Origin of the sequence: Paraburkholderia sp. PREW-6R, assembly GCF_039621805.1 — a bacterium.
Taxonomy (GTDB): Bacteria; Pseudomonadota; Gammaproteobacteria; order Burkholderiales; family Burkholderiaceae; genus Paraburkholderia.
Genome location: NZ_CP155074.1, coordinates 1,215,568 through 1,239,022, shown reverse-complemented (window position 1 = coordinate 1,239,022; position 23,455 = coordinate 1,215,568). Strand labels below are relative to the sequence as shown.

The following is a 23,455-nucleotide window of genomic DNA, read 5'->3' as shown; positions in this document are numbered from 1 at the left end:
GTTGGCGGCAAGGGCGGCGCCGGACTCATCGGCGCGTTGGCCCGGGCGGCGAACCGACAGTAAAGATCTTTTGCCGCTGCAGCGCGCGGAACATCAGCCGCACGCGCCCACTTCGCCACACGCGGTGCAGAAGTCGCAACCGTCCTTGCGGATGACCGCGTTTGCGCCGCAGGTGCCGCATTTGCGGCCGAGCATGGTGTGCAGACCTTGCGCGCCGCCCGGTTGCGTCAACGTCGATTCGTCGGCGTCGGCGGTGCCGGCGGAGCGAGGGGTGTCGGCCGGATGTGGGCGGAGGCCAAAATCGGCGGGCAGTGCCGTCTCCACTTTCATCTGTCCGCGCGCGAGGCGCGCTAGCATGCGCGAGGGCACCTGATTGCCCTCGGCGTCGAGAAAGCCGCGACGATGCAGGATCTGCTGGATCGCGAACGCCAGTGCCGCGACCTCCGAGTCGTGCCAGCGCGGCGTGCGATGGCCGTCGAGCCGCAGCACTTCGCCAAGCCGCACCTGGCCGCGATCCCACGACACCTTGCGCATATCCTGCAGATTGCGCGCGACAAAGCCGCCGCGTGCCGCAAGCGACAGCGAGCGCATGGTCGCCGTGATCCACTGCTGCGACTCATCGCGCTGGCCGGTCGGGATAAAAAACTCGATAGGCCGCTCGATCGTCACCTCTTCGCCACCCAGCCGCCCGGTGACTTCGATGAACGACACCGCGACGTACAGCGATTTCTTGCCCGCCTGCGTCAGATACTCGACCTTTTCGATGATCGCCGGCAACTCCCCCTTGGGCCGATGGTCGATCGCGATACGCAGCGGGTCGAGATCGGTTTCGGCGAGCGGGCCGTCGGCGTCCGCCCGCGGCGGGCTCACGCTGAGCACCGCGCCGAGCGTCTCATTGGGACGGTAGGTGGCGAGGCCCTTCAGGCCGCTTTTCCATGCGTCGAAATAGAGGCTTTCGAACGACTCGAATGGATAGTCGGCCGGCACGTTCACGGTTTTCGAAATCGACGTGTCCACATACGGTTGCACGGCCGCCATCATGTCGAGATGGTCGCGTGCGGACATGTCGAGCGCGCTGACAAAATAGCCGGGCAGATTCTTCACGTCGCCGCCGAGTTCGCGGTACAGGCGATACGCGTAGTCTTCGACGTCGAACGATTCGCGGCCGCCGTCGGCCATCACCTTCATGCGCGTGTAAGTCCACGAGAACGCGGGTTCGATCCCGTTCGATGCGTTATCCGCAAATGCGAGACTGACCGTGCCGGTCGGCGCGATGGAGAGCAGGTGACTGTTGCGAATCCCGTCGCGCCGAATCGCCTGCTTGAGGTCGTCGGGCAGGCGTGACGCGAACGTGCCGGCTTCGAGAAAGCGCTCGGCGTCGAAAAGCGGAAACGCACCGCGTTCGCGCGCGAGTTCGACTGATGCGCGATACGCCTCGTCGCGCATCAGTCGCGCAATGCGTACCGCGAAGTCGCGGCCTTCCTGCGAGTCGTAGCGCAGACCGAGCATCACGAGCGTGTCGCCGAGGCCCGTGAAACCCACGCCGATGCGCCGCTTCGCGCGCGATTCGTCATATTGCTGCGGCAGCGGCCAGAGCGTCACGTCGAGCACGTCGTCGAGAAAGCGTACTTGCGTGCGCGTGCGTTGCGCGAGGCCTTCGAAGTCGAACGACGGCTGGCGGCCTTGCAGTTGCGCGAACGGGTCGATCACGAAACGCGTGAGATTCAGCGGCCCGAGATTGCAGCAGCCATATGCGGGTAACGGCTGCTCGCCGCACGGATTGGTCGCACGAATGGTCTCGACTGCGCGCAGGTTGTTGTCCTCATTCATCCGCGAGATGAAGACGATGCCCGGTTCGGCGACGTCATACGTGGAGCGCATGATGCGCTCCCAGATGGAGCGGGCAGGTTGCTCGCTGTAGACCCACAGGCCGTCTTCGCGCTGCTGCACGTCGCCGGCTGCGCGCAGCGCGGGCGAAGGCTCCGCGCGGTGCACGAGTTGCCAGGGTTGATTGTCTTCGACGGCGCGCATGAACTCGTCCGTTACGCCGACTGACACGTTGAAGTTGTTCCAGCGCCCCTTCGAATGTTTGGCCTCGATGAATTCGAGCAGGTCAGGATGGCTGCAATCGAGCACGGCCATCTGCGCGCCGCGCCGCGAGCCGGCGCTTTCGACCGTCCGGCACGACGCGTCGAACACGTCCATGTAGCTGCATGGGCCGGAGGCCGCCGAACTGGTAGTGTGCACGCGCGCGCCCTTCGGGCGGATCGCCGAAAAGTTATAGCCGACGCCGCCGCCGCGCCGCATGGTTTCCGCAGCCTGCAAGAGGGCGACGTAGATGCCGGGCAACCCGTCTTCGTCGACGCCTTGAATCGCGTCGCCAACCGGTTGCACGAAGCAGTTGATCAGCGTCGCCGCGATGCCCGTGCCGGCCGCGCTCATGATGCGGCCAGCGCCGAGCGCGCCGTGCCGCAAATTGTCGACGAAGCGCGCCTCGATCGTGTCGCGCAGTGCTGCCGGCTCCGCCTGCGCAACGCCGCGCGCGACGCGCCGGTAGACGTCGTCAGCGGACTGTTCGTCGCCCTTTGCGTACTTTTCGAGCAGCACGTCGAGCGAGAACTGTTGAGGAGCAATCAGGGCGGCGCGCGGCGCGTCGGGTGCGGTGGAGGATGAGACCGATGGTGCAGCGGGAATGCGGGTGTCCGGCGTATCTTCAGCCATGGTGTGCCCTCATGCAGCGCCGCAACGTTCGCGGCGCGGTGGGTGGAAATGCGGTCGATACTACGCCGCGTACCACGCCGGCGCGGTGACGAGCCGCAATGAGATCCACCTTAACGCACGAGGCGCAGGGCTGCAATCGGGGGTGGTTTTGCGTCGCGCGATGTGGCGTGCGGTCATGACCGCAGACCGGCGCGTCTGGCGGGATAAGACGCTGCCGGCGCGACAGACAGACTTTTCAGGCTTCGCCGAGCAGATCGGCGCAGATCATCGCGGAGGCATTGGCGGGTGCGGGACGCTCTGCCGGCTTGAAGACCGCATCGCCGCGACGGATCTTGCGGCGCGATACCGCGCATGTGCCAGACGTATGCGCCGAGCGACGGCGCCAGCGCTGCTCGCCATAATGGCAACGGCCTGGCTCGACCCAGCGGATGACCAGCGTAGTGTCGGAGCGCTCGAGGATCTCGATGCGAACGCCGTTGCTACCGTCTAGGGGGATGGACTCTAAGGTCATCGTGGTCGGCTCCGTGTGGTGGTGTGCCGAATGTATTCCTGCGGACGCTTAAGAGCCATTCTGTCCGCGTTGAAACACTGTTCTCGATTTAGCAACAATTACGCTTGACATTTGCGCCAGCTCCCAACGACCGGCTTGAGGCGGCCTGATCAAAGGGCATTTTTCGATAACGTCTGTTTTTGCAACGCAGTGTTGACTGGAGCGCGACGGAATCACCGCCTGTAAAGGGCACGGGCGCTTCCTTTAAGATGTCGCTATTGCAGAGCGACCGGGAACAAGTCTAGCGCTTTTATTTTTTTCCTGTCGGCTCGCGCGCAGGTTCGCAAAACCAAAGAGTCTCCATGAATTCACGCCCACCCGTTGTCCCTTCTGAATCGTCGTCACCGCAGGATCGCCTGAGAAAGCAGAGGGCGTACTCGCTCGCACTGTATATCGGGCTGGTGCTGCTCGCGCTATGGGTCGTGCGCGACTTTATCGCGGTGGTGGCGTGGGCCGGCGTCATCGCCATTGCTTTGTGGCCGTTGCTGCACAAACTCGAGGGAAGCCGCTGGTGCAAGGGCCGCACGACCCTGGTGGCCGTCGCGCTCACGCTCGCCATTGCATTGCTGGTCGTGCTGCCTGTGGGAATCGCCATCGGCCAGGCGCTGCACGAAATGCATGACCTGACTGAATGGTTCAAGACGGCGCAGGAAAATGGCATCCCCATGCCGGCTTTCCTGCAGAACCTGCCTGTCGGCGCGCATCAGATCACCGCCTGGTGGCAGGCCAATCTCGCGCAACCGCTGCGTGATTCCTCGGCGATGAAGCAGTTGCACGGCGCCACGGTTATGACGCTCGGCCGCCATTTCGGCGCACGCGCGATTCACGCGATGATGGTGTTCGCGTTCATGCTGGTCACACTGTTCGTGATCTTCCAGGCAGGGCCGCGCCTGTCCGGCGACCTGATCAAGGGCATGCGGCGGGCGTTCGGCGAAGCCGGTGCGCAACTGCTTCAGCGTATGGCCGCGGCGGTGCGCGGAACGGTGTCCGGACTCGTGGTGGTCGGACTCGGGGAGGGTGCGCTGATGGGCGTGGCGTACTTCATCACCGGCTTGCCGCACGTCGCACTGCTGGCGCTGATCACCGCAATCGCCGCGATGCTGCCATTCTGTGCGCCGCTCACGTTCGGGCTGGCTGCGTTATGGCTGTTCTCGCAGGGTTCGGTGGCGAGCGCAATCGGTTTGGCCGCGTTTGGCACGGTGGTGGTGTTCGTCGCCGAGCACTTCGTCCGGCCAGTGCTGATCGGCAATTCCACGCGGTTGCCGTTTCTGCTCGTTCTGTTCGGCATTCTTGGCGGCGCGGAGACCTTCGGGCTGCTCGGGCTGTTCATCGGGCCCGCGTTGATGACCGTGCTGATGGTGCTGTGGACTGACCTCGTGCAATAGTTGCACACGCGATGGCGGGAGGGCGGCGGTTCTGGCAAGTCGTCGTGTCAGGCCGCTACTTGAGTCGCCACATGACTACCACATGAGCGGCCACATGAGCCGCCACATGAGCGGCCACATGAGCCGCCACATGAGCCGCCACATGAGCCGCCACATCAGCCGCCACATCAGCCGCCACATGAACCGCCAGGCTCATGGCCGCTGATAAGACGGGTGCTCCTGCGCAACGGGCTTCACGCAGGCGAGCGTGTACTTGAGCGCGGCCGGCAGCAATGCGCTCCACACGTCCCACGTGTGGCCGCCGTCGATAATGCGCAGCGCCGCCGGGTTTCCCGCCAGCCGCAAATGCGTGTACAGCGATGATGCCTCGGCCTGGATCGAGAGATCGTCGTCGCCGGCGGCGATGAACATGGGCAGCCGATACGGCCGGCTCATGTAGTGCTCCCACTGCGCCGGATAGTTGAGCGCGTGCCAGACACTCGCATCGAATTGCCGCTCGCCGAACACACCGACCCGTCGCGCCGCGGACGCGCGCGGCGGCTCGGTCGCATAAATGGCCGGGCTCAGCAGCAATGCGCCGCAGAACAGTTCGGGTTGCGTCATCGCATAGCGCAGCGCGCCGAAGCCGCCCATCGACACACCGCCGATCATCCGGCCGCCACGCTGCGTGGACACTGCATAGTGCGATTCGATCTCGGGCAGCAGATCGTCGAAAAACGCGGTCTCCATTTTCTCCTTGCGATCGACATACCAGTCCGTGCCGCCCTGCGGCATCACGATCGCGACGGGCGGCATCTCCTTGTGCTCGATCAGCACGTCGGCGGCGGTTTGCAGGTGGCCTTGCGTGATCCAGTCGGTCGCGTCGCCATTGTTGCCATGCAGGAGATAGAGCACCGGGATCCGGGCGCCATCGTGGCGATAGCCGGTGGGCAGGTAAATCGTGTAGGACCAGTCGCGGTCGAGCGCATTTGAGTGAAAGCTGCGGGTGATCACCGTACTGGCGTCAGCCTGCGCCTGAGTGGCGGCGCACACAACGAGAAGGGCGGAGTGCAGGAGTGGACGCATATCGGATGGAGCGTGCGGCGCTTGGGTGACTCGCGGCGTGGGACTAACCGGTGGCGCCTCTTCAACGTGTACGGCGAGCAAAAGCGCGGCTCGCCACGATCTTGCAGCGCTTACGGCCACGTGCGCAGACGGGTGCCGTAAAGCCGGGCAAAGAAACGTTTGAGCGGTTCGGATGCCAGCGCCACCGCGAACAGCGCGCCGACCGCAATTGCGTCCGCGAGCAGGCCGAGCGGATAGTTCAGATAGCCGTCGGTGGCCGCGTAGAGCACCGAGTCGACGGTCAGCGAAATCACCGCGCCCGCCACGAAACACAGCAACCCCTTGCGGCCGATCACGCCGACCCACGGCAGCCACTGCGCGGCCTTCTTTGCCCAGCCGAGCTGGATCAGATTGGCGACGAGCCAGCCGATCGCAAGAAAATTCACCGCGCGCAAGTACGAAAGGTTCTGCTTCAGGCTGCCGTCAAGCGGCTCGTGTTCGATGAAAAGCTTGTAATACGCGGCCGCCGCCACCACGGCGAAAGCGAGGGCGCTCACGATCCAGCCAAGCCGATGCGCGCTGACCCGCTGGTAGACGCGCTGGCAGCGCGCGAGTACGCCGATCACGAACAGCAGTTGCCACGCAAACGGATTGAAATCCCAATGCATGTCCGGCGCTGCGGGCAGATAGGCGTCGACGGCCGGCGCCCCGGCCCACAAGGCGACGCTGCCGGCCAGCAGCAGCCACGGCTTGCTGCGCGCAAGCGGCAGCACCATGGGCGCGAGCAGCGCGAAGAACGCATACATGGGCAGTACCGAGGCGAGATACGGCTGGCGGCGAAACAGCAGAATGTCGCGAAGCGCGGCAAGCGGCGCGTCCATCAGGTCGTCGAGATCGGTGGTGGCGAGATTAGGAGCGTCGATGCTGAAAGCGGTCAGCACGGCGCTGACCAGCAGCATCAGACCCGCAGTGACGAGGAACGCGCGGTAGATCTCCAGCGAGCGGCGCAGGAACCGGTTGCGCGCGGTGGCTTCGCTGCGCCGTTCGGCAAGGGCCGCATAAGCCGTGGCGGTGGCAAAGCCTCCGAGAAACACGAACACTTCGGCGGCATCGCACAGTGCGTAGGCGTGTAGCGTGACACGCGACAGAATGCTGCCGCCGATATGGTCCACCACGATGATCAACAGGACCAGTCCGCGGAAAAAATCGAGCTCGATCAGGCGGGATTGCGATTGTTTCATTTCTTGTCGTCAAAATGCCCGTCGCGACGGCGCGCTCATGCAGCGCGGCAAACGTCGCCAGGCGTCAGATTTTCGTTGCCACTCTGTCGCGAATCGGTCTGGAGCCGCCGAAGCTCGGGCCACCTGCTTTTGCAAAAAATAGCTTTCATGGAGACCCTGACAACCGTTCATGGGTTCCGCCGCCGCGGTGCAGCAAGTCCATGATTATATTTCTTTTTGTGACAATGCGGCCGTTAAATCTACGCGTTAACCCCAACCATACTGAACACAGCGGAAGTGCGCTCAAGACGGCTCGCCGCTTACCTCATTGCGCTCGTCAAAAAAAGGGGCGGGTGTGGCAAGTGGAGAATTAGCAACGATTTGAGCTTTGAGCGTGGCACCCAATGGACGGCCAGCAATCGGCGTGTGACGATTTCCAACAAGCGCCCCGGAGTCCGTGGTTGACCCGTCGAAGGGCGATCGGGCGGTCGGATCGAGTTGTCCCATTACTCGAGAGTGCAGGGAGATCTTCATGAACAAGCAAGTGTTCGCGCTGGCTGTCTCTGCCGCTTTGTGCGCCGCATTTGCAGCGTCCGCTTCGGCGCAGACGAGCGTGACGCTTTACGGGGTGATCGACGAGGGTGTGAACTACACGAACAACGCCGGTCGCGGTCATGTGTATGAACTGACAAGCGGTTATGCGCAAGGCAGCCGTTGGGGTCTGAAAGGCTCGGAAGAACTCGGCGGCGGACTGAAGGCGATCTTCCAGCTTGAAAACGGTTTCGACGTGAACTCCGGGCGCCTGAACCAGGGCGGCCGGCTGTTCGGGCGCCAGGCATTCGTCGGGCTGAGCGCAGACAACTACGGCTCATTGACGTTCGGCCGCCAGTACGATTCGATGGTCGACTATCTTGCGCAGACCACCGCAAACGGCAACTGGGCCGGCTTGCTGTTTTCCCACCCGTACGACAACGACAACACCGACAACTCGTTTCGCCTCGACAACGCGGTCAAATACACGAGCCCGTCGCTGTCCGGCTTCCAGTTCGGCGGCATGTACAGCTTCAGCAACGACACCGGCTTCGCGAATAACCGTGCGTACAGTTTCGGCGGACAGTATGCGTACGGCGGCCTGCTCGTCGCGGGCGCCTATCTTCAGGCCGATAACCCGGGGAATGGCGCGAATGGCGCGATCACCTCGAACGACGCGAGTTTCATAGCGGGCCGCATGCGCACGTTCGGCGGCGGGATGACGTACACGTTCGGGCCGGCCACCGCGGGCTTCGTCTATACGAATTCGAATTACCTCGACCCGACCGGCAACGGCTACCTTGGTATCACGCCGCTCGCGCCGCCGGGCATTCTGCTGAACTCGCTGAAATATCAAAACTTCGAAGTGAATGGCAAGTATCAGATCTCGCCGATGTTTTTCGTCGGCGCGCAGTACGTTTATACGATGGAAACCTATGACGCTTCGAACGGCGGGGTCAAGCCGCGGGTCCACTCGTTTGGTCTGATGGCGGACTACAACCTGTCCAAACGCACCGACGTCTATATACAGGGCGAATACCAGCAGGTGACGGGCGACTCGACCTATTCGATTCTGGACGATGCGTTCAACGTCGGCACGCAATCGCCGTCATCCACGTCGAAGCAGGTCGTGGTGCGCGCGGCGATCAGGCACAAGTTCTAGCGAACGGCCGGGCGACGAGCCGGCACACGCTCAGTTCATCACGAAGTTCTGGATCAGGATGCCGACAATCACGCCGGCAGGAATGCCGAAGGTACGGCCACGAAGCGTCGCGCTGATGTCTTCGTCGAGCACGAAACTACAGCGTTTTTCACGCCAGACGGTTTTGTACATCAACGGTTTTGCGTCGACGATAACGAGCGACACGAGCGCCGTTACGATCACCTGTTGTAGCGCATGCAGCCGTGCCATGAACGGAGAGAACTGGCCAGCGTTGCATAGCAGAACCATGATGACGGCGGCGATCAGTGCGCCGAGAAAAAAGCCGCTCATGAAGCGGCTGGCCGAATTGGATGGGCTGAGCGGGTCCACTGTTCACCTCGACGCTTCGCCGCGCTGGGAAGGCGGCGAAGAAAAATATTCTGACGGTATGGATTTCCCGGCTGACCAGCCTGCCGCGTTGGACGCGGCGCAGGCCAGGCAAGGGGCGGACGCGTAAGAATATTTTTTTCGCGATTGCCTACCTATCGTCCTATTCCTAATGGCGCATAAGATTTGTCCGAAAGGGCGGGGTGTTCGCGCGACCCTTGGCGATTGCCGTCACCATTAAAGAGATTGAGCCTGGCGTTCAGCAAAAAGCTGCGCGTGGCGAGTACCCATCCGTAAAGAGACTTGAGCACCTTAAATAATTAGGAACCCTTTATAAACAGACGTGCTTTCTGATCGCACGGCGGAAACCGCCGACCGGTCCGAAATCAGCTTATTAACAAAGCCGCATGAGCTTTATATAACTGGCGTTATGACAATCTATACGCGTTTCTTTATTTGCGAGATAGCGGGACAAAATTTGACGCAACGTGCGGCAAATCAGCGCGATAATCGCGGCCCTTGTCCTCTGTAGGACAAAGAGTGGGCAACTCACGGTAGTTCAACGAAAGTCACAACGACTGCGGCGCGGTCATACGCTGAATGAATAGCCGCCGCAGGTCGCCGACCGCTCGGGCGCGAGCTTGCGCCTGCTGATCGAACCCCTCCCTCGTCGCGGCGAAAGCCATTCAACGCGGGTTTGGCGCGCATGGCGCGCGGCTGCGCACGAGGTCGCAGCAAGTCGGCTGCGCCGCCGTGTTGCCGCTGTTTTCAATAAAGGAGAAGTCCATGGGGAAACTCGGCCTTTCGCGTCGCAGTTTTCTGAAGGCCAGTGTGCTGGCGGGTGTCTCGGTCTATATCGCGCCGATGGGCAGCCGCGCATTCGCCGCGTTGTTCGAAGAGAAGATTCTCACGCCGGTTCAGTGGGACGCCGTCAACGGCCAGGCGAAATTCCGTATCGACGGAATATCCAAGGTGACGGGTTCGAAAGTATTCGCGCGCGACATTCGCGCAACCGACATGCCGCACTGGCCGCAACAGCAGTCGCATGCATTCATTCTGCGCACGACGCTCGCCGACCGTACCTATGAAGGCTTCGATCTGAGCCTGCTCGGCGACGAGCTGAAACCGGATCGCGTGGTGAGCGCCGACGACCTGAAGCGCGACGGCCTCGTGTTCCCCGCGTTCTATGGCGACGACATGCTGCTGCCGCCCGGCAAGACGCCCGCCTACCTCGGGCACGCGGTGGCCATTCTCATCTATCACGATTTCGCGCGCTTCCGCTTTGCAAAAGACAAGCTCAAGTTCCAGGATCAGATCATCCGTTACGGCGCGCAGACCGGGCCGCTCGAGCGCGATCCGTGGGGCACGTTCCGCTTCGTGCGTGTCGGCGGCAACACGCCTTATGACGACGACAGCTACTCCAGCCTGAAAGACGCGCCGATCTTCCCGAGCATGATGCGCAAACATCAGCCGGTGTGGCCGGACGGCGTCGAACACGGCAAGCTCGACGAGCAGGGCATGTTCCACGCCGCGCAGATCCAGCACGAACTCGACCAGCCGTCGCCGGACTGGCTTGTGATGGCGCGCGAGTACAACACACAGTCGATCGATACGGCTGCGCTCGAGCCCGACAACGTAAACGCGTGGTACGACGCAGCGACTCAATCGCTGCATATGGTCGTGCCGACGCAAGCGCCGTCCGAAGTCGGCGACAGCGCCGCGGAGATGGTCGCGAAATGCGCTTTCCCGGTGAAGAAGCTGTTCATTCACCCGTGCTATACCGTGGGCTACGGTTCGAAAGATCACTTCAACGTGCCGTTCTACGGCCTCGTCTGTTCGTTGTACTCGGACGGCCGGCCGGTGCGTCTTGCCAACGACCGCTACGAGCAGTTCCAGACTGCGCTGAAGCGCCATGCGTTCAAGATGAATTACCGGATCGCGGTCGACAGGAAGACGGGTCTGCTGCAATCGTTCAAGGCCGAGATGGAAGCGAACGGCGGCGGACGGTGCAACTTCTCGCCGTCGGTGGCCATGGTGGGCGCAACGGCCGCGCAATCGATCTACTACTTCCCGAAGAACGATCTGTCCGCGGTCGCCGTTGCGTCGCGTGCAATCGACGCAGGTTCCGCGCGCGGCTACGGCACGCTGCAGAGCATGGCCGCGACCGAAATGATGGTCGACGAAATCGCGGCGCAACTCGGGGTCGATCCCATCGACTTCCGTCTGAAAAACGCGCTGCGCTCGGGCATGAAGAACACGCAGGGCGCGGTGCCGGCCGGCGCGATTCGCGTCGACGACGTGCTGAACAAGGCGAAGGTGCATCCGCTGTGGATCAACCGCGCAAAGCGCAAGGCCGAGTTCGAAGCGACGCACCCGGGCAAGCGCTACGGCGTCGGCTTCGCGTGTGTACAGAAAGATTTCGGCACGGGCGCGGAGACCTCGTTCGCGAAGGTCGAGTTCACGGCCGAAGGCAAGATCAGCCTGCAGCACACGGCGGCAGAAATCGGCACGGGTATGTCGACGTCGCAGGCGGTCGCTGTCGCGAAGTGGCTTGGCAAGCCGGCCACCGACGTGCACGTTGCGATCACGGACTGGCCGGATCTGCCGGTCGTGACGAGCGGCGATCCATACACGATGTCGCAGGCGGATCAGGACAAGCTCGCAGCGAATCCGCGCTGGTCGCCCGGCTATGCGTCGCCGTCGAGCGCGACGAATTCGGCGTACTACTTCACGCACAGCACCCGCGAGGCCGCACGCGTGCTGTTCACCCACGGTCTGTGGCCGGCGGCGCTGAGCCTCTGGGGCCAGGGTATCGGCGGCGGACAGGCCGCGCCGCTGGTCGTGCGTATCGAAGACGCACGCTGGGTAGACGGCAAGCTCTCCGCAGCAGGTCTCGAAGCGCTGCCGTTCGATCAGCTCGCGAAGAAGGCGCACGAACTCGGACTCGTGACGGGTGCGACGGTCCATGTGTTCAACCGCTGGCAGTGGACCGAGGCGGAATTCGATATCGACGGCAACGTGGTGCGTCTGCCGCTCGACGGTCTTTCGGTGCGCTATGGCGATAACGCCGCCGACGAGCGCAAGAAGTTGCAGACCACGGTGAACCGCTACCGTGTGCTCGACCGTCAGCGCGTATTCATTGCGCCGGTGCAACGCAACAACGCCGCCGTCACGTATTACAGCGCGGTTGGCACGCTCGTCGAGTTATCGGTGCATGAGGCGAGCGGCAAGGTCGATCTGCTTGCGCATCATTCGATCATGGAGTGCGGCAATCAGATTTCGCCACAACTCGTGTCGGGTCAATTGCAGGGCGGTCTTGCCATGGGCATCGGCCACGCACTGCACGAATATCTGCCGCTTTACGAAGATGGCCCCGGCAACGGCACGTGGAATTTCAATCGATACCACCTGCCGCGCGCCACCGACGTCGCCGTCTGGACCCAGACCGGCGAAGTGCTGCCGCCGTTGACCGACACCGATCCGCCGAAGGGCATCGCAGAAGTCGTGATGATTCCAGTGGTCGGCGCCATCGTGAACGCTATCGCCCACGCGATCGGCCATCGCTTTACCGACCTGCCGGTTACCCCGCAACGTATTCAGGAGGCGCTCGCATGACGGACGCTATTCAAACCAACGCCAATGCCAGCACGAGCGCCAGCGCGGCGAGCGGCGCGGTGAACGCAACCGCCGCGGGTGGCGCGGCTGCCGACGCCACTGCCAGGGTTCCCGCAAGCGATGCTCAGGCGGCTTCCGCCGTCGCGGCCAGTTCTTCGGTGACGACCACGGGCAGCACGTCCGCCGGCACACCGGCTGGTCCTGCAAGCCCGCCCGTCGAACAGCCGTTGACGCATTTTCGCAAGCTGCCGTTGTCGGTCAGAGTGAACGGCAGCATGGTCGGACCGACCGACGTGCCGGCCGGTCTGATGATGATCGACTACCTGCACGAGTATCTGCACCTGACCGGTTCGCGGCTCGGCTGCGGTCAGGGAATCTGTCACGCGTGCGTCGTGATCGTGGACAACCCGGACGGCACCAGCGAGGAAGTGCGCACCTGCATCACCGGTGCAAACTTCTTCCACGGCAAAAGTATTCGCACGATCGAAGGGCACGCGACGCGCAACGAAGCGGGCGAGGTCGTCGAACTCGCGCCGATCCAGCAGAAGTTCCTGGAGCATTTCAGTTTCCAGTGCGGCTACTGCACGCCGGGCTTCGTCAATGCGGCAATCGTGTTGCTCGAACGCCTGAAGCGTCAGCCGGTCGCGCGCGACAAGGTGGAAGTCACCATCACCGCCGCGCTGAACGACCACATCTGCCGCTGCACGGGCTACGTGCGCTATTACGAAGCCGTGAAGGAAGTCGTGATGACGACGCCCGGCCTCGTGAAAGATGCCGTTCCGGGAGCCGCAGCATGACGAGACGCATCGCAAGCCGCATGGCGACAACCTCGGGGAGCGGCAGCGCGAGTCGCCTTGAGAATCGCGTGGCGGCTCGAACGACCCGCTTCGGCGATCGTCCCCGGCGCGTCAGCCGCGCGCTACTGGCGCTCGGCACCGCGCTCGTGCTGAGCGCCTGTGCGAAGCAGGACGATCTGGCCGCCGCTACGGCCGCCGCCGCCGCCATGGGTCCGCAGTCCACTGCCGCCGATCCGCTCGCGCGTGGCCGTTATCTCGTCAAGGCCGCCGACTGCGCCGCGTGCCACACGGCCGCGGACGGCGCGCCGTTCGCCGGTGGCGTGAAGCTGGCGTCTCCGTTCGGCACGTTCTACGGGACCAACATCACGCCCGACAGGACGCACGGCATCGGCAACTGGACTGCCGACGACCTGTATAAAGCGCTGCATGACGGCGTGGCGCCGGACAAGCATCTGTATCCCGCGATGCCGTACACGTCGTACCGGATGTTGTCGCGCGCGGACAGCGACGCAATCTACGCCTACCTGATGGCGCAGAAACCGGCTGCCGTAACGAATCGTGACCCGGACCTGACGTTCCCGTTCAACCTGCGCTTTGGCGTGCGGTTCTGGGACTGGGCGTTCCTGAGGGACGCGTTGCCGGATGCATCGACGGGACAATCGGCGGACTGGAATCGTGGCCGGTATCTGGCGAACGCACTGGGTCATTGCGCGGAGTGCCACACACCGCGCGCGTTCTCGGGCCAGCTCGATAATGCAAGGCCGCTGACGGGCGCGGCGCTTGGCCGTATCGCCGCGCCCGATATCACGCCGCAGGGTCTCGCCGCACGGGGCTGGACGGCGACGGATCTGCAGGCCTTCTTCGCAACGGGCATTGCGCCGCAAGGCTCGGCGTTCGGCGAAATGTATCCGGTGATCCATCTGAGCAGCCAGTACATGACGCATGACGATCTGCGCGCGCTCTCTACCTATCTGCTTGGCGATCATCCGTTGGCGCCGCAGGCGTTGCAGCGGGGTTCGGCCGATGCCGCGCAACTCGAAGCGGGCCGCAACGTCTACCTCGCGGTGTGCGCGGGTTGTCACGGACTGAACGGGCAGGGCAAGCCGCATGTCGCCGTGCCGATGCAGGCAAACTCGACGCTGCGTCAAAGCGATCCGCGCAATCTGCTCGTCGCGATGCTCGACGGTCTGGAGCCGGAGGAGTTTCCGGGCCTGGAGCGCATGCAGGACATGCCGGGCTTCGCGCGGCAACTGAGCGACACCGAACTCGCGCAGCTCGCAAACTATCTGCGCGCCACGTGGGGCGGCCAGCCCGCCAATGTAACGGCGGACGCGGTCAAAGCGCTGCGGTAAAAGCTGTCGCGCTGCGCGCGCGTAAAGTGGCTCAACGAAAATGCCGGTGCCTGTGATGGGCATCGGCATTTTTATTTTCCGGCGACGAAGCGCGCGGCTGTTGCACCGTGCGGCACGCGTCACATGGCGTGCGCTCCCGTAAAAGCTCACCCTTGCTTTTATTCAGCAAACCCAGGCAATTTGAAAGGCGGCGCGCTGATACGGGCTCGTGCAACGTGGCTGGAAGCGTCACTGTTGCGAATCCCGTACGAATCCCATACACATTGCGCTATTTCGCGTGTGCTGGCGACCTTCATAGTCCACAAAGCCGGGTCATCCATTCATCGCGTCAGGGCAGTGCGCCGCCTATGCACTGCCCGACTGCTCGATACCGCGCTTCCGGAAGGTGAGGAAATACGGGATGCGGCTACCTCTTTTCCTCGATTCCGCGCAGCAACTGCGCCACCTGTCCGTGGTGATGCAGGATCCCGGGATCGGATTGCAACAGCGGCAGATAGCGGGGCAGGAAGATATTGTTCGGCATGTCGGACGAGAAGAGTCCTGTGACTGCCTCGGCGGCGGCGAGACGGTCACCGGCATCGGCTTCCTTGTCGTCGAGAATTTCGTCGACGCTCGCGATCACCGTTGAAAGCGGCGTGAGCCAGCGAAAGCCGGAACCGTTAATCAGCACCTGCAAAAATGCGGCGGGCGTTACCGGGCCGAACTCTTTCTCGTAAGCCGCGCGTTCATGATCCAGAATAGCCTTATGCAATGCGAGCAGCGGCTTGCGAATCTCCGACAGGAATTGAGTACATTGCGGGTCGTTCATCGTGCGGCTCCTTCGTATGGTCGGCGAGATGACTGTCCATGCTATCAAAATTGCCCGGCTTCGATTCGAACCGTGCGAGATGCACATGGCATGCCGATGCGCGCGCGGGCACGCGAATTTTCTTTTCCCGACTACAATCTGCTCGACGCCGCGAAGGCCCTTGCTGTCGGCCTTCGCCGCGATGCTGGACTGTGCGCAATCCGCCCTGCGTATTAGTCCGGTTAATCGAATAAACGTCGCCACTCTTTCGGTTTTGGTTTGACGGCTCTCGCTAAAGAGCCGGCTTTTCTGACTCACTAACAATAATCCCCACCCCGGAGCCGCTTATGACCACGTTCACTATCAACGGCGAAACCCATACCGTCGACGCGCCGCCCGACATGCCGCTGCTGTGGGTTTTGCGCGACCTCGTCGGCTTGACCGGCACAAAATTCGGTTGCGGCATTGCTCAATGCGGCGCCTGCACGGTTCATCTGGACGGTGTGGCGGTACGCTCGTGCGTGCTGCCGGCCGCCGCCGTCGGCGACAGGAAGATCACCACGATCGAAGCAGTCGGCGCGACGCCCGCCGGACAGAAAGTGCAACAGGCATGGCGCCAGCTCGACGTAGTGCAGTGCGGCTACTGCCAGTCCGGCCAGGTCATGTCGGCGGCTTCACTGCTCGCGAGCAACCCCAATCCAACGGATGCGGACATCGATGCCGCCATGGCCGGCAACATCTGCCGCTGTGGGACGTACAACCGCATTCGCGCGGCCATCAAGCAAGCCGCGAAGGGAGCCTGACATGTCCCAGGGATTGCTCGATGCACAGAATGGCGCGCAGCCTGGCACGCACGGCGCGCAAGCCGCGGCGGGTTTCTCGCGGCGCAACTTCCTCAAGTTCGGCGTGACAGTGGGCGCGGCGGCCAGTGGTGGTCTGCTGCTCGGTTTCAGCCTGCCCGCTGCAAGCCAGGATCAGAAAACGGGTAAATCGGTGATTGGCGGCGACGGCAATGAAGCGCCGCAAAGCGGTGTATTCGCGCCAAACGCATTCATCCAGATCGACACTGCCGGCAAGGTCACGCTGGTGATCCCGAAGGTCGAGATGGGTCAGGGCGTCTACACGTCGATTCCAATGCTGATCGCCGAGGAACTCGAAGTGCCGCTCGACTCGGTCGTGGTCGATCACGCGCCGCCGAACGACAAGCTTTTCACGGACCCGCTGCTCGGCGGCCAGTTGACCGGCGGATCCACGTCGATCCGTTATGCGTGGGACCCCATGCGCAAAGCCGGCGCCACCGCCCGCACCATGCTGATCAGCGCAGCCGCGCAGCAATGGCAGGTCGAACCTGCTAGCTGCCATGCGCAGGCCGGCCAGGTCATACATGCGGCGAGCAATCGCAGCATCGGCTACGGGCAGCTCGTCGACGCCGCCGCCAAACTGCCCGTGCCGCAGAACGTCCCCCTGAAAAACCCGAAAGACTTCAAGCTGATCGGCACGTCGCCCAAACGTCTGGACTCGCCGGAGAAAGTGGACGGCACCGCGATGTTCGGCCTCGATGTGCGCGTGCCCGACATGGTGTACGCCGCCATCGCGAACTGCCCGGTGTTCGGCGGCACGCTTGCGACGGTGGACGACACCCACGCGAAGCAGATTCCGGGCGTGCGCCAGGTGATCCGGATCGACAACGCGGTGGCCGTGATCGGCGACCATACCTGGGCCGCGAAGCGCGGCGTGCAGGCGCTCAACATCACCTGGAACGAAGGCGCGGGCGCGAACATCGGCATGAAGCAGATCGTCGACGATCTGGCCAATGCGTCGCAGCGCAACGGGGCGATCGCGCACAAGGCAGGCGACGTGGGCAACGCGTTTTCCAATGCGAAAACGCGCGTGGACGCCGTGTATCAGCAGCCCTTTCTTGCGCACGCCACCATGGAGCCGATCAACTGCACGGTTCACGTGCGCGCCGACGGCTGCGACATCTGGCTCGGCTCGCAGGTGCCCACGCGCGTGGTGGATGCCGCCGTGAAGGAAACCGGCTTGCCCGCCGACAAGATCGTCGTGCATAACCACCTGATTGGCGGTGGCTTTGGACGGCGGCTCGAGTTCGACATGGTCACGCAGGCGGTCAAGATCGGCAAGCAGGTGCAGACGCCGGTCAAAGTGCTGTGGACGCGCGAAGAGGACATCCAGCACGACATGTACCGCCCGTACTACTACGACAAGATCTCGGCCGGACTCGACGCGAACGGCAAACCGGTCGCGTGGCAGCACCGGATCGTCGGCTCGTCGGTGATGGCGCGCTTTGCGCCGCCCGCATTCAAGGATGGGCTCGATCCGGACGCCGTGGAAGTCGCGGCGGATCTGCCGTACGACCTGCCGAACCAACTGGTCGATTACGTGCGCCAGGAGCCGCACGCCGTGCCGACCGCGTTCTGGCGCGGCGTCGGTCCCACGCGCGGCACGTTCGTGGTGGAGAGTTTCATCGACGAACTGGCGGCGCAGGCCAAGGTCGATCCCGTCAAATACCGCCAGGATCTGCTGGGCAAGACGCCGCGCGCGCTGAACGTGCTGAACACGGCCACGCAGGCGGCGAACTGGGGCAGCGCGGTGCCCAAAGGGCAGGGGCGCGGCGTCTCGGTGATGCACGCATTCGGCAGCTACTTCGCGATGGTGGTGGACGTGTCGGTGGATCAGGGCGAAGTCGCGGTGAACCGCGTGGTGTGCGCGGTGGACTGCGGGATGGTGGTCAACCCGAACACGATCGAGGCGCAGGTGCAAGGCGGCATCATTTTCGGGATCACGGCGGCGCTCTACAGCGAGATCACGATCAAGGACGGCCGCGTCGAGCAGAACAATTTCACTGACTACCGGATGCTGCGTATCGATCAGACGCCGCCGATCGACGTGCATATCGTCAAAAGCAGCGAGGCGCCCGGCGGCATCGGCGAGCCGGGCACCGCGGCGCTCGCGCCTGCGCTGACCAACGCGATCTTCGCGGCCACCGGCAAGCGCCTGCGGCAGTTGCCCGTCGGCAGCCAGCTACAGACCGCCTAACCGGAGCCTCACATGAAAACTACACTGAAGGGTCTCGCTGCGGCGCTGTGCGCGGTCTTGCCGTTCGCCGCCCAGGTGCCCGCCCATGCCGCCGACCAGGCGCTCGTGCAGCGCGGCGCTTACGTCGCGAAGCTCGGCGACTGCGTCGCCTGTCACACGGCGCCCAAGGGCAAACCGTTCGCCGGCGGCCTGCCGATGAACACGCCGATGGGCCGCATCTACACCACCAACATCACACCGGATCAGCAGACCGGCATCGGCAGCTACAGCGAGGCGGACTTTGCGCGGGCGATGCGCGAAGGCGTCGCGAAAGACGGCCACAATCTGTATCCGGCCATGCCGTATCCGTCCTACGCGAAGGTCAACGACGACGACATGAAGGCGCTTTACGCGTATTTCATGAGCGGCGTCGCACCCGTGCAGCAACCCAACCGCGAGCCGGACATCAAGTGGCCGCTGAACATGCGCTGGCCGTTGAAGTTCTGGAACATGGTGTTTCTCGACAAGGGCGTCTATCAGGACAAGTCGGGCAAGGACGTGGCATGGAATCGCGGCGCGTATCTGATTCAGGGCCTCGGCCACTGCGGTTCATGCCATACGCCGCGCGGTATTGCGTTCCAGGAGAAGGCGCTCGACGAAACCGGCAGCGCGTTCCTGACGGGCGGCGTACTCGACGGCTGGTTCGCGTCGAACCTGACGGGCGAGCATAACGTGGGTCTCGGCCGCTGGAACGACCAGGATCTGCAGGCGTTCCTGAAGACCGGTGCGAACCGTCATGCGTCGGCGTTCGGCTCCATGACCAGCGTGATCAACAACAGCACGCAGAACATGAGCGACACGGACGTCGCGGCCATGTCGGCTTACCTGAAGTCGTTGCCGGCGGCGGGCGGCACCGGTGCGCCGCCGTACACGTTCGATCCGCAGGCGACGAAGGTGTCGCTGAACCGTCCGGCGAACAATGCCGGCGCGCGTGTCTATACGGCGTACTGCATGCACTGTCACGGCGTTGATGGGCGCGGCTTCGCGCCGATGCTGGCGCCGCTGTCGGGCAATCCGAACGTGCTGGAGAAAGATCCGTCGTCACTGATCAACGTGACGCTGAACGGCACCGAGGACCTGGTGATCGGCGGCATCCCCGCGCCGTATCCGATGCCGAAGTACGCGCCGGTGCTCAACGATCAGCAGATCGCCGACGTGCTCACCTTCGTGCGCGGCGGGTGGAACAACGGCGCGCCTTCGGTCTCGGCCGAAGACGTGGCGAAGCTGCGCAAGTCGACCCAGGCGGCGAAGTAACGGCGCGTGCCTTCGTCATAGCTCGTGCCGGAAAAAAGCGGCAACCGCCTCACGGGCGGTTGCCGCTTCTCTTTTGTATCCGCATACAGATGTTCAACGGTGCTGCCCGACCTTCTGCCGCTTTTCGAGCACGCGCGCATACCAGGTCAGCGGAAAACACATCGCGAAGTAGATCATCGCAACCATGCCGTAGATCGGAAATGGGCGGAACGCCGCGTTCGTGATCATCGTGCCGGTCTTGGTCAACTCGGTGAAGCCGATGATCGACGCCAGCGCCGTGCTCTTCACCACCTGCACGAGAAAGCCGACCGTGGGCGCGACCGCGATCCTGCGTGCCTGCGGCCAGACGATATAGCGCAACTGCTGGCCGAAGGTCATGCCCAGACTCGCACCCGCCGCCCACTGGCCGCGCGGCACGGCCTCGACGCAGCCGCGCCAGATATCGACGAGATAGGCGCTGGTGTAGAGCGTCAGCGTGACGGTGGCGGCGACCCACGGCGACACGTCCACGCCGAGCAGCGGCAGCCCGAAGAATGCGAGGAACAGCTGCATCAGCAGCGGCGTGCCCTGGAAAATTTCCACGTACACGACGACCACGCGTCGCAGCCACGCGATCGGCGATACGCGCATGGCAAGCAGGATCAGACCGACGACGCCGCCGCCGACAAACGCGATCAGCGACAGAAGCACGGTCCAGCGGGCGGCGAGCAGCAGATTGCGGGCAATGTCCCACAGCGTGAATTCGACCATGATCAACGCTCCGTCGGCAGGGTGCGAGCGCCGCGCCACATCAGGCGGTTGCGCCAACCGCGCGGCCCGCTTTCGGCGCCGCGCGCGACGCGGCCCGCGAACAGACCCCGCCCGAGCCGGTTCAGCACCTGCCGCAAGATGATGGAAAGCGCGAGATACGCGACGGTAATAATCAGATAGCTCTCGAACGAGCGGAAGTTGCGCGACTGGATGAAATTCGCCGCGTAAGTGAGATCGGGCACCGAGATTTGCGACACCACCGCCGAGCCGAGCATCACGATCAGCACCTGGCTTAGCAGCGCCGGGAACACGTTGGCAATGGCCTGCGGCAGCACGACAAAACGGAACACCTGGCGTCCTTGCAGGCCGAGCGCCTGAGCCGCCTGCACCTGGCCGTGCGGAATTGAGTCGATGCCCGCACGCACGATTTCAATGGCGTAAGCGCCGAGATTGACGGTCATCGCAAGAATCGCGGCCTGGACTTCATCGATATGAATGCCGAGACTCGGCAGGCCGAAAAATACGAAGAACAGTTGCACGATGAACGGCGTGTTGCGGATCAGTTCCACGTAGCTCGCCACGACCCAGCGCGCCCATTTCGGGCCGGCCGCCGCGATACTCGCGCCGGCTATCCCGACCACGCCGCCCAGCAGGGTGGAGACGGCGGTCAGCCCGAGCGTGACGGCCGCGCCGCGCGCAAGCATGCCCGCATAGAGGCCGAAGCCGGTGAAGTCGAACGCATAGGTCATGGCGTGGCGCTCATCATGAAATCAGGACTCCGCCGCGCAGGGGCTCACCCATGCGCGTAGTGAAGGTTCAGAGGTTGGCCGGCAAGGGTGCGCGCAACCATTTCTGCGAGATCGCGTTCATCGTGCCGTCCTTGCGGGCTTTGGCAATCGTGTCGTCGACCTTCTGCTTCAGGCGCGGTTCGTTCTTGTTCAGACCGACGTGGTCCGGCGAGCTGAAAAGCGAAAACTTCTGCTCCGGATCATTCGCCGGATGACGCGCGAGAATGGTTGCGCCGACGTCGTTGCCGACCACCATCAACTGTACCTGACCAGAAAGAAACGCCGAAATTGCGCCGTTAGGATCATCAAAACGCTTGATCGTCGCCGTGGGCGGCGCGATCTTGGTGACGCTCAGATCTTCCAGCGTGCCGCGCGCGACCGAAACCGACTTGCCGGCGAGGTCCGCGGCGCTTTTGACGGGCAGCGTTTTCGGGCCGAACACGGCCAGGTAGTAGGGCGCGTAGGGCTGCGAGAAATCGATCACCTTTTCGCGCTCCGGGGTCTGGCCCACCGAGAGCAGCATGTCGGCCTTGTGGTCGGCGAGGAAGGCCATGCGATTGTCGCCCGTGACCTGCACGAGTTCCACCTTCGCGTTCAGCGCCTTGCCGATCAGATTCGCGACGTCGATGTCGTAGCCCATCGGCTTCATGTCCGGGCCAATGGAGCCGAACGGCGGATAGTCTTCGAACACGCCGATCCGTACCGTGCCGGACCTGGCGATGTCGTCGAGCGCATCGGCGTGCGCCGCCGGAGAAAACGCGCACAACGCGCCGAGGCCGGTGAACGCGAGTGTGGCGGCCAGCGCGGCAAACACGCGGCGGATGTGGGGCTGGGCTGAGTGAGTCATGGTCTTTCCTCTGTCGGTTCGTCGGTATTGGAGTGGGTGATTCAGTGCGCCGTGACCGTGCGCGCCGCGATCAGCTTGCACGCGTGCGGCGGCAACTCCGCGAGCACGGTCATGCCGAGCGCAAGCCCCGGCGTTTCGCGAGGCGTGGTCGCGGCGGTCAGCGTGAAGCCCGCGCAGTCGATCGTCGCTTCGAGCGACGCGCCCACGTCGCGAATAAACGCGACCGTGCCTCGCAGGCGGTTGCCGCGAGCGTCGGCGTCGTCGGTCCGGGTGTCGGCGGTCCTGACGCATACGTCTTCCGGACGGATCAGCAGGCGGATGTCATTCGTCGAATCCGGCACGCGCGCCGATTGCGCAAGCGCGATACGCCGGCCACCCGGCAAATGCACGCCGCCCGCGCCGTCGTACGTGACCGGCAGGATATTGCCGAAGCCGATGAAGTCGGCGACGAACTCGCTTACCGGATCGCGATAAATGTCGAGCGGCTTGCCGACCTGCGCGATGCGGCCTTTTTCCATGACCACGATTTCGTCGGCCATCGTCATGGCTTCGCGCTGGTCGTGCGTGACCATGATCGTCGTAATGCCGAGGCGCTGCTGCAGCAGGCGGATCTCCACCTGCATCGCTTCGCGCAGCTTGGCATCGAGCGCGGAGAGCGGTTCGTCGAGCAGCAGCAGCCTGGGTTGCGATGCGATCGCGCGGGCAATCGCCACGCGCTGGCGCTGGCCGCCGGAAAGTTGCGTGACAGGCCGGTTCGCCATGTTCGGCAGCTGGATCAGCTCCAGCAGCTCGGCAACCCGCCGCGTCTGCTGTTCTTTGCCGATCTTGCGCAGCTTCAGCGGATACGCGATGTTCTGCGCGACCGTCATATGCGGAAACAGCGCGAGCGACTGGAACACCATGCCGAAGTCGCGCTGGTTCGCGGGCAATCGCGTGATGTCGCGGCCGGCGAACTGGATGCTGCCCGAACTCGGCGTTTCGAGTCCGGCGATCATGCGCAGCAACGTGGTCTTGCCGCAGCCGGACGGTCCGAGAAAGCACACCAGCTTGCCGTCGGGCACGTTCAGATCGACGCTGTCCACGGCATAGGTCGCGTGGAAACGGCGGGTGACGGCCTGCAAGGTGAGATGGGTCATCGAAAGCTCCGGCTAAACGCGTCAATTCGGTGGGGTGGCTCGCATGAAGCGGCC

Annotated in this window: 19 protein-coding genes; 9 read left to right on the top strand and 10 right to left on the bottom strand. The window is 63.6% G+C overall.

Features of this window, described 5'->3' with window-relative positions:
• Nucleotides 1-93: 93 nt before the first annotated feature.
• Together AAGS40_RS20665 and AAGS40_RS20660 are read right to left on the bottom strand one after the other, a co-directional pair.
• Nucleotides 94-2,721 carry an adenosylcobalamin-dependent ribonucleoside-diphosphate reductase gene (locus tag AAGS40_RS20665; RefSeq protein WP_345814630.1) on the bottom strand — a complete coding sequence of 876 codons (2,628 nt, stop codon included), beginning with the start codon at nucleotides 2,719-2,721 and terminating at the stop codon, nucleotides 94-96.
• Between the two features lie 235 nt (nucleotides 2,722-2,956).
• Nucleotides 2,957-3,232, bottom strand: coding sequence for a DUF3331 domain-containing protein (locus tag AAGS40_RS20660; RefSeq protein WP_345814629.1), 276 nt, complete (start codon nucleotides 3,230-3,232; stop codon nucleotides 2,957-2,959).
• Between the two features lie 341 nt (nucleotides 3,233-3,573).
• Between AAGS40_RS20660 and AAGS40_RS20655 the strand changes: the two genes are divergently transcribed.
• Nucleotides 3,574-4,656, top strand: a complete 1,083-nt coding sequence (locus AAGS40_RS20655; RefSeq protein WP_345814628.1) for an AI-2E family transporter — start codon at nucleotides 3,574-3,576, stop codon at nucleotides 4,654-4,656.
• A gap of 192 nt (nucleotides 4,657-4,848) precedes the next feature.
• On the opposite strand, the gene AAGS40_RS20650 is transcribed toward AAGS40_RS20655, so the two are convergent.
• On the bottom strand, nucleotides 4,849-5,721 hold the full coding sequence (locus AAGS40_RS20650) for an alpha/beta hydrolase-fold protein (RefSeq protein ID WP_345814627.1): 873 nt from the start codon (nucleotides 5,719-5,721) through the stop codon (nucleotides 4,849-4,851).
• A gap of 110 nt (nucleotides 5,722-5,831) precedes the next feature.
• Nucleotides 5,832-6,941, bottom strand: a complete 1,110-nt coding sequence (locus AAGS40_RS20645; RefSeq protein ID WP_345814626.1) for an OpgC domain-containing protein — start codon at nucleotides 6,939-6,941, stop codon at nucleotides 5,832-5,834.
• A 511-nt stretch (nucleotides 6,942-7,452) separates the two neighbouring features.
• On the opposite strand from AAGS40_RS20645, the gene AAGS40_RS20640 reads away from it, so the two are divergent.
• A complete protein-coding gene (locus tag AAGS40_RS20640; RefSeq protein ID WP_345814625.1) occupies nucleotides 7,453-8,613 on the top strand; it encodes a porin in 1,161 nt (386 codons plus the stop codon).
• A 30-nt stretch (nucleotides 8,614-8,643) separates the two neighbouring features.
• On the opposite strand, the gene AAGS40_RS20635 is transcribed toward AAGS40_RS20640, so the two are convergent.
• Nucleotides 8,644-8,943, bottom strand: coding sequence for a hypothetical protein (locus tag AAGS40_RS20635; RefSeq protein ID WP_345814624.1), 300 nt, complete (start codon nucleotides 8,941-8,943; stop codon nucleotides 8,644-8,646).
• Here AAGS40_RS20635 and AAGS40_RS20630 point away from each other — a divergent pair.
• The 4 genes from AAGS40_RS20630 (at nucleotide 8,942) to AAGS40_RS20615 (ending at nucleotide 14,743) form a co-directional block, all read left to right on the top strand.
• Nucleotides 8,942-9,109 carry a hypothetical protein gene (locus AAGS40_RS20630; protein ID WP_345814623.1) on the top strand — a complete coding sequence of 56 codons (168 nt, stop codon included), beginning with the start codon at nucleotides 8,942-8,944 and terminating at the stop codon, nucleotides 9,107-9,109. The genes AAGS40_RS20635 and AAGS40_RS20630 overlap by 2 nt on opposite strands.
• 656 nt (nucleotides 9,110-9,765) lie before the next feature.
• Nucleotides 9,766-12,594, top strand: a complete 2,829-nt coding sequence (locus AAGS40_RS20625) for a molybdopterin cofactor-binding domain-containing protein (protein WP_345814621.1) — start codon at nucleotides 9,766-9,768, stop codon at nucleotides 12,592-12,594.
• Nucleotides 12,591-13,391 (top strand): (2Fe-2S)-binding protein, encoded by an 801-nt coding sequence (locus AAGS40_RS20620; RefSeq protein ID WP_345814620.1) that lies wholly within the window; start codon nucleotides 12,591-12,593, stop codon nucleotides 13,389-13,391. Before AAGS40_RS20625 ends, AAGS40_RS20620 begins: the two co-directional genes overlap by 4 nt.
• Nucleotides 13,388-14,743 carry a cytochrome c gene (locus AAGS40_RS20615; protein WP_345814619.1) on the top strand — a complete coding sequence of 452 codons (1,356 nt, stop codon included), beginning with the start codon at nucleotides 13,388-13,390 and terminating at the stop codon, nucleotides 14,741-14,743. The genes AAGS40_RS20620 and AAGS40_RS20615 overlap by 4 nt, the downstream gene beginning before the upstream one ends.
• A 406-nt stretch (nucleotides 14,744-15,149) precedes the next feature.
• Here the strand turns inward: AAGS40_RS20615 and AAGS40_RS20610 are convergent, their stop codons facing one another.
• Nucleotides 15,150-15,551: a hypothetical protein gene (locus AAGS40_RS20610; RefSeq protein ID WP_345814618.1), complete on the bottom strand. Its 402-nt coding sequence runs from the start codon at nucleotides 15,549-15,551 to the stop codon at nucleotides 15,150-15,152.
• A gap of 326 nt (nucleotides 15,552-15,877) precedes the next feature.
• Between AAGS40_RS20610 and AAGS40_RS20605 the strand changes: the two genes are divergently transcribed.
• Genes AAGS40_RS20605 through AAGS40_RS20595 form a run of 3 tightly spaced genes read left to right on the top strand, consistent with a single transcriptional unit; the run spans nucleotide 15,878 to nucleotide 19,880 of the window.
• The gene (locus AAGS40_RS20605) at nucleotides 15,878-16,333 is read left to right on the top strand and encodes a (2Fe-2S)-binding protein (RefSeq protein WP_345814617.1); all 456 of its coding nucleotides are present in this window, start codon (nucleotides 15,878-15,880) and stop codon (nucleotides 16,331-16,333) included.
• 1 nt (nucleotide 16,334) lies between these two features.
• Nucleotides 16,335-18,587, top strand: coding sequence for a xanthine dehydrogenase family protein molybdopterin-binding subunit (locus AAGS40_RS20600; protein WP_345814616.1), 2,253 nt, complete (start codon nucleotides 16,335-16,337; stop codon nucleotides 18,585-18,587).
• A 12-nt stretch (nucleotides 18,588-18,599) separates the two neighbouring features.
• On the top strand, nucleotides 18,600-19,880 hold the full coding sequence (locus AAGS40_RS20595) for a cytochrome c (protein ID WP_345814614.1): 1,281 nt from the start codon (nucleotides 18,600-18,602) through the stop codon (nucleotides 19,878-19,880).
• Between the two features lie 93 nt (nucleotides 19,881-19,973).
• Here the strand turns inward: AAGS40_RS20595 and AAGS40_RS20590 are convergent, their stop codons facing one another.
• The 4 genes from AAGS40_RS20590 to AAGS40_RS20575 form a co-directional block, all read right to left on the bottom strand.
• Nucleotides 19,974-20,630 (bottom strand): amino acid ABC transporter permease, encoded by a 657-nt coding sequence (locus AAGS40_RS20590; RefSeq protein WP_345814613.1) that lies wholly within the window; start codon nucleotides 20,628-20,630, stop codon nucleotides 19,974-19,976.
• A gap of 2 nt (nucleotides 20,631-20,632) precedes the next feature.
• Complete coding sequence (locus AAGS40_RS20585; RefSeq protein ID WP_345814612.1) at nucleotides 20,633-21,379, bottom strand: amino acid ABC transporter permease; 747 nt, start codon at nucleotides 21,377-21,379, stop codon at nucleotides 20,633-20,635.
• A gap of 67 nt (nucleotides 21,380-21,446) precedes the next feature.
• Nucleotides 21,447-22,265, bottom strand: coding sequence for a transporter substrate-binding domain-containing protein (locus tag AAGS40_RS20580; protein WP_345814611.1), 819 nt, complete (start codon nucleotides 22,263-22,265; stop codon nucleotides 21,447-21,449).
• A 41-nt stretch (nucleotides 22,266-22,306) separates the two neighbouring features.
• Nucleotides 22,307-23,401 (bottom strand): ABC transporter ATP-binding protein, encoded by a 1,095-nt coding sequence (locus tag AAGS40_RS20575; protein ID WP_345814610.1) that lies wholly within the window; start codon nucleotides 23,399-23,401, stop codon nucleotides 22,307-22,309.
• Nucleotides 23,402-23,455 lie beyond the last annotated feature (54 nt).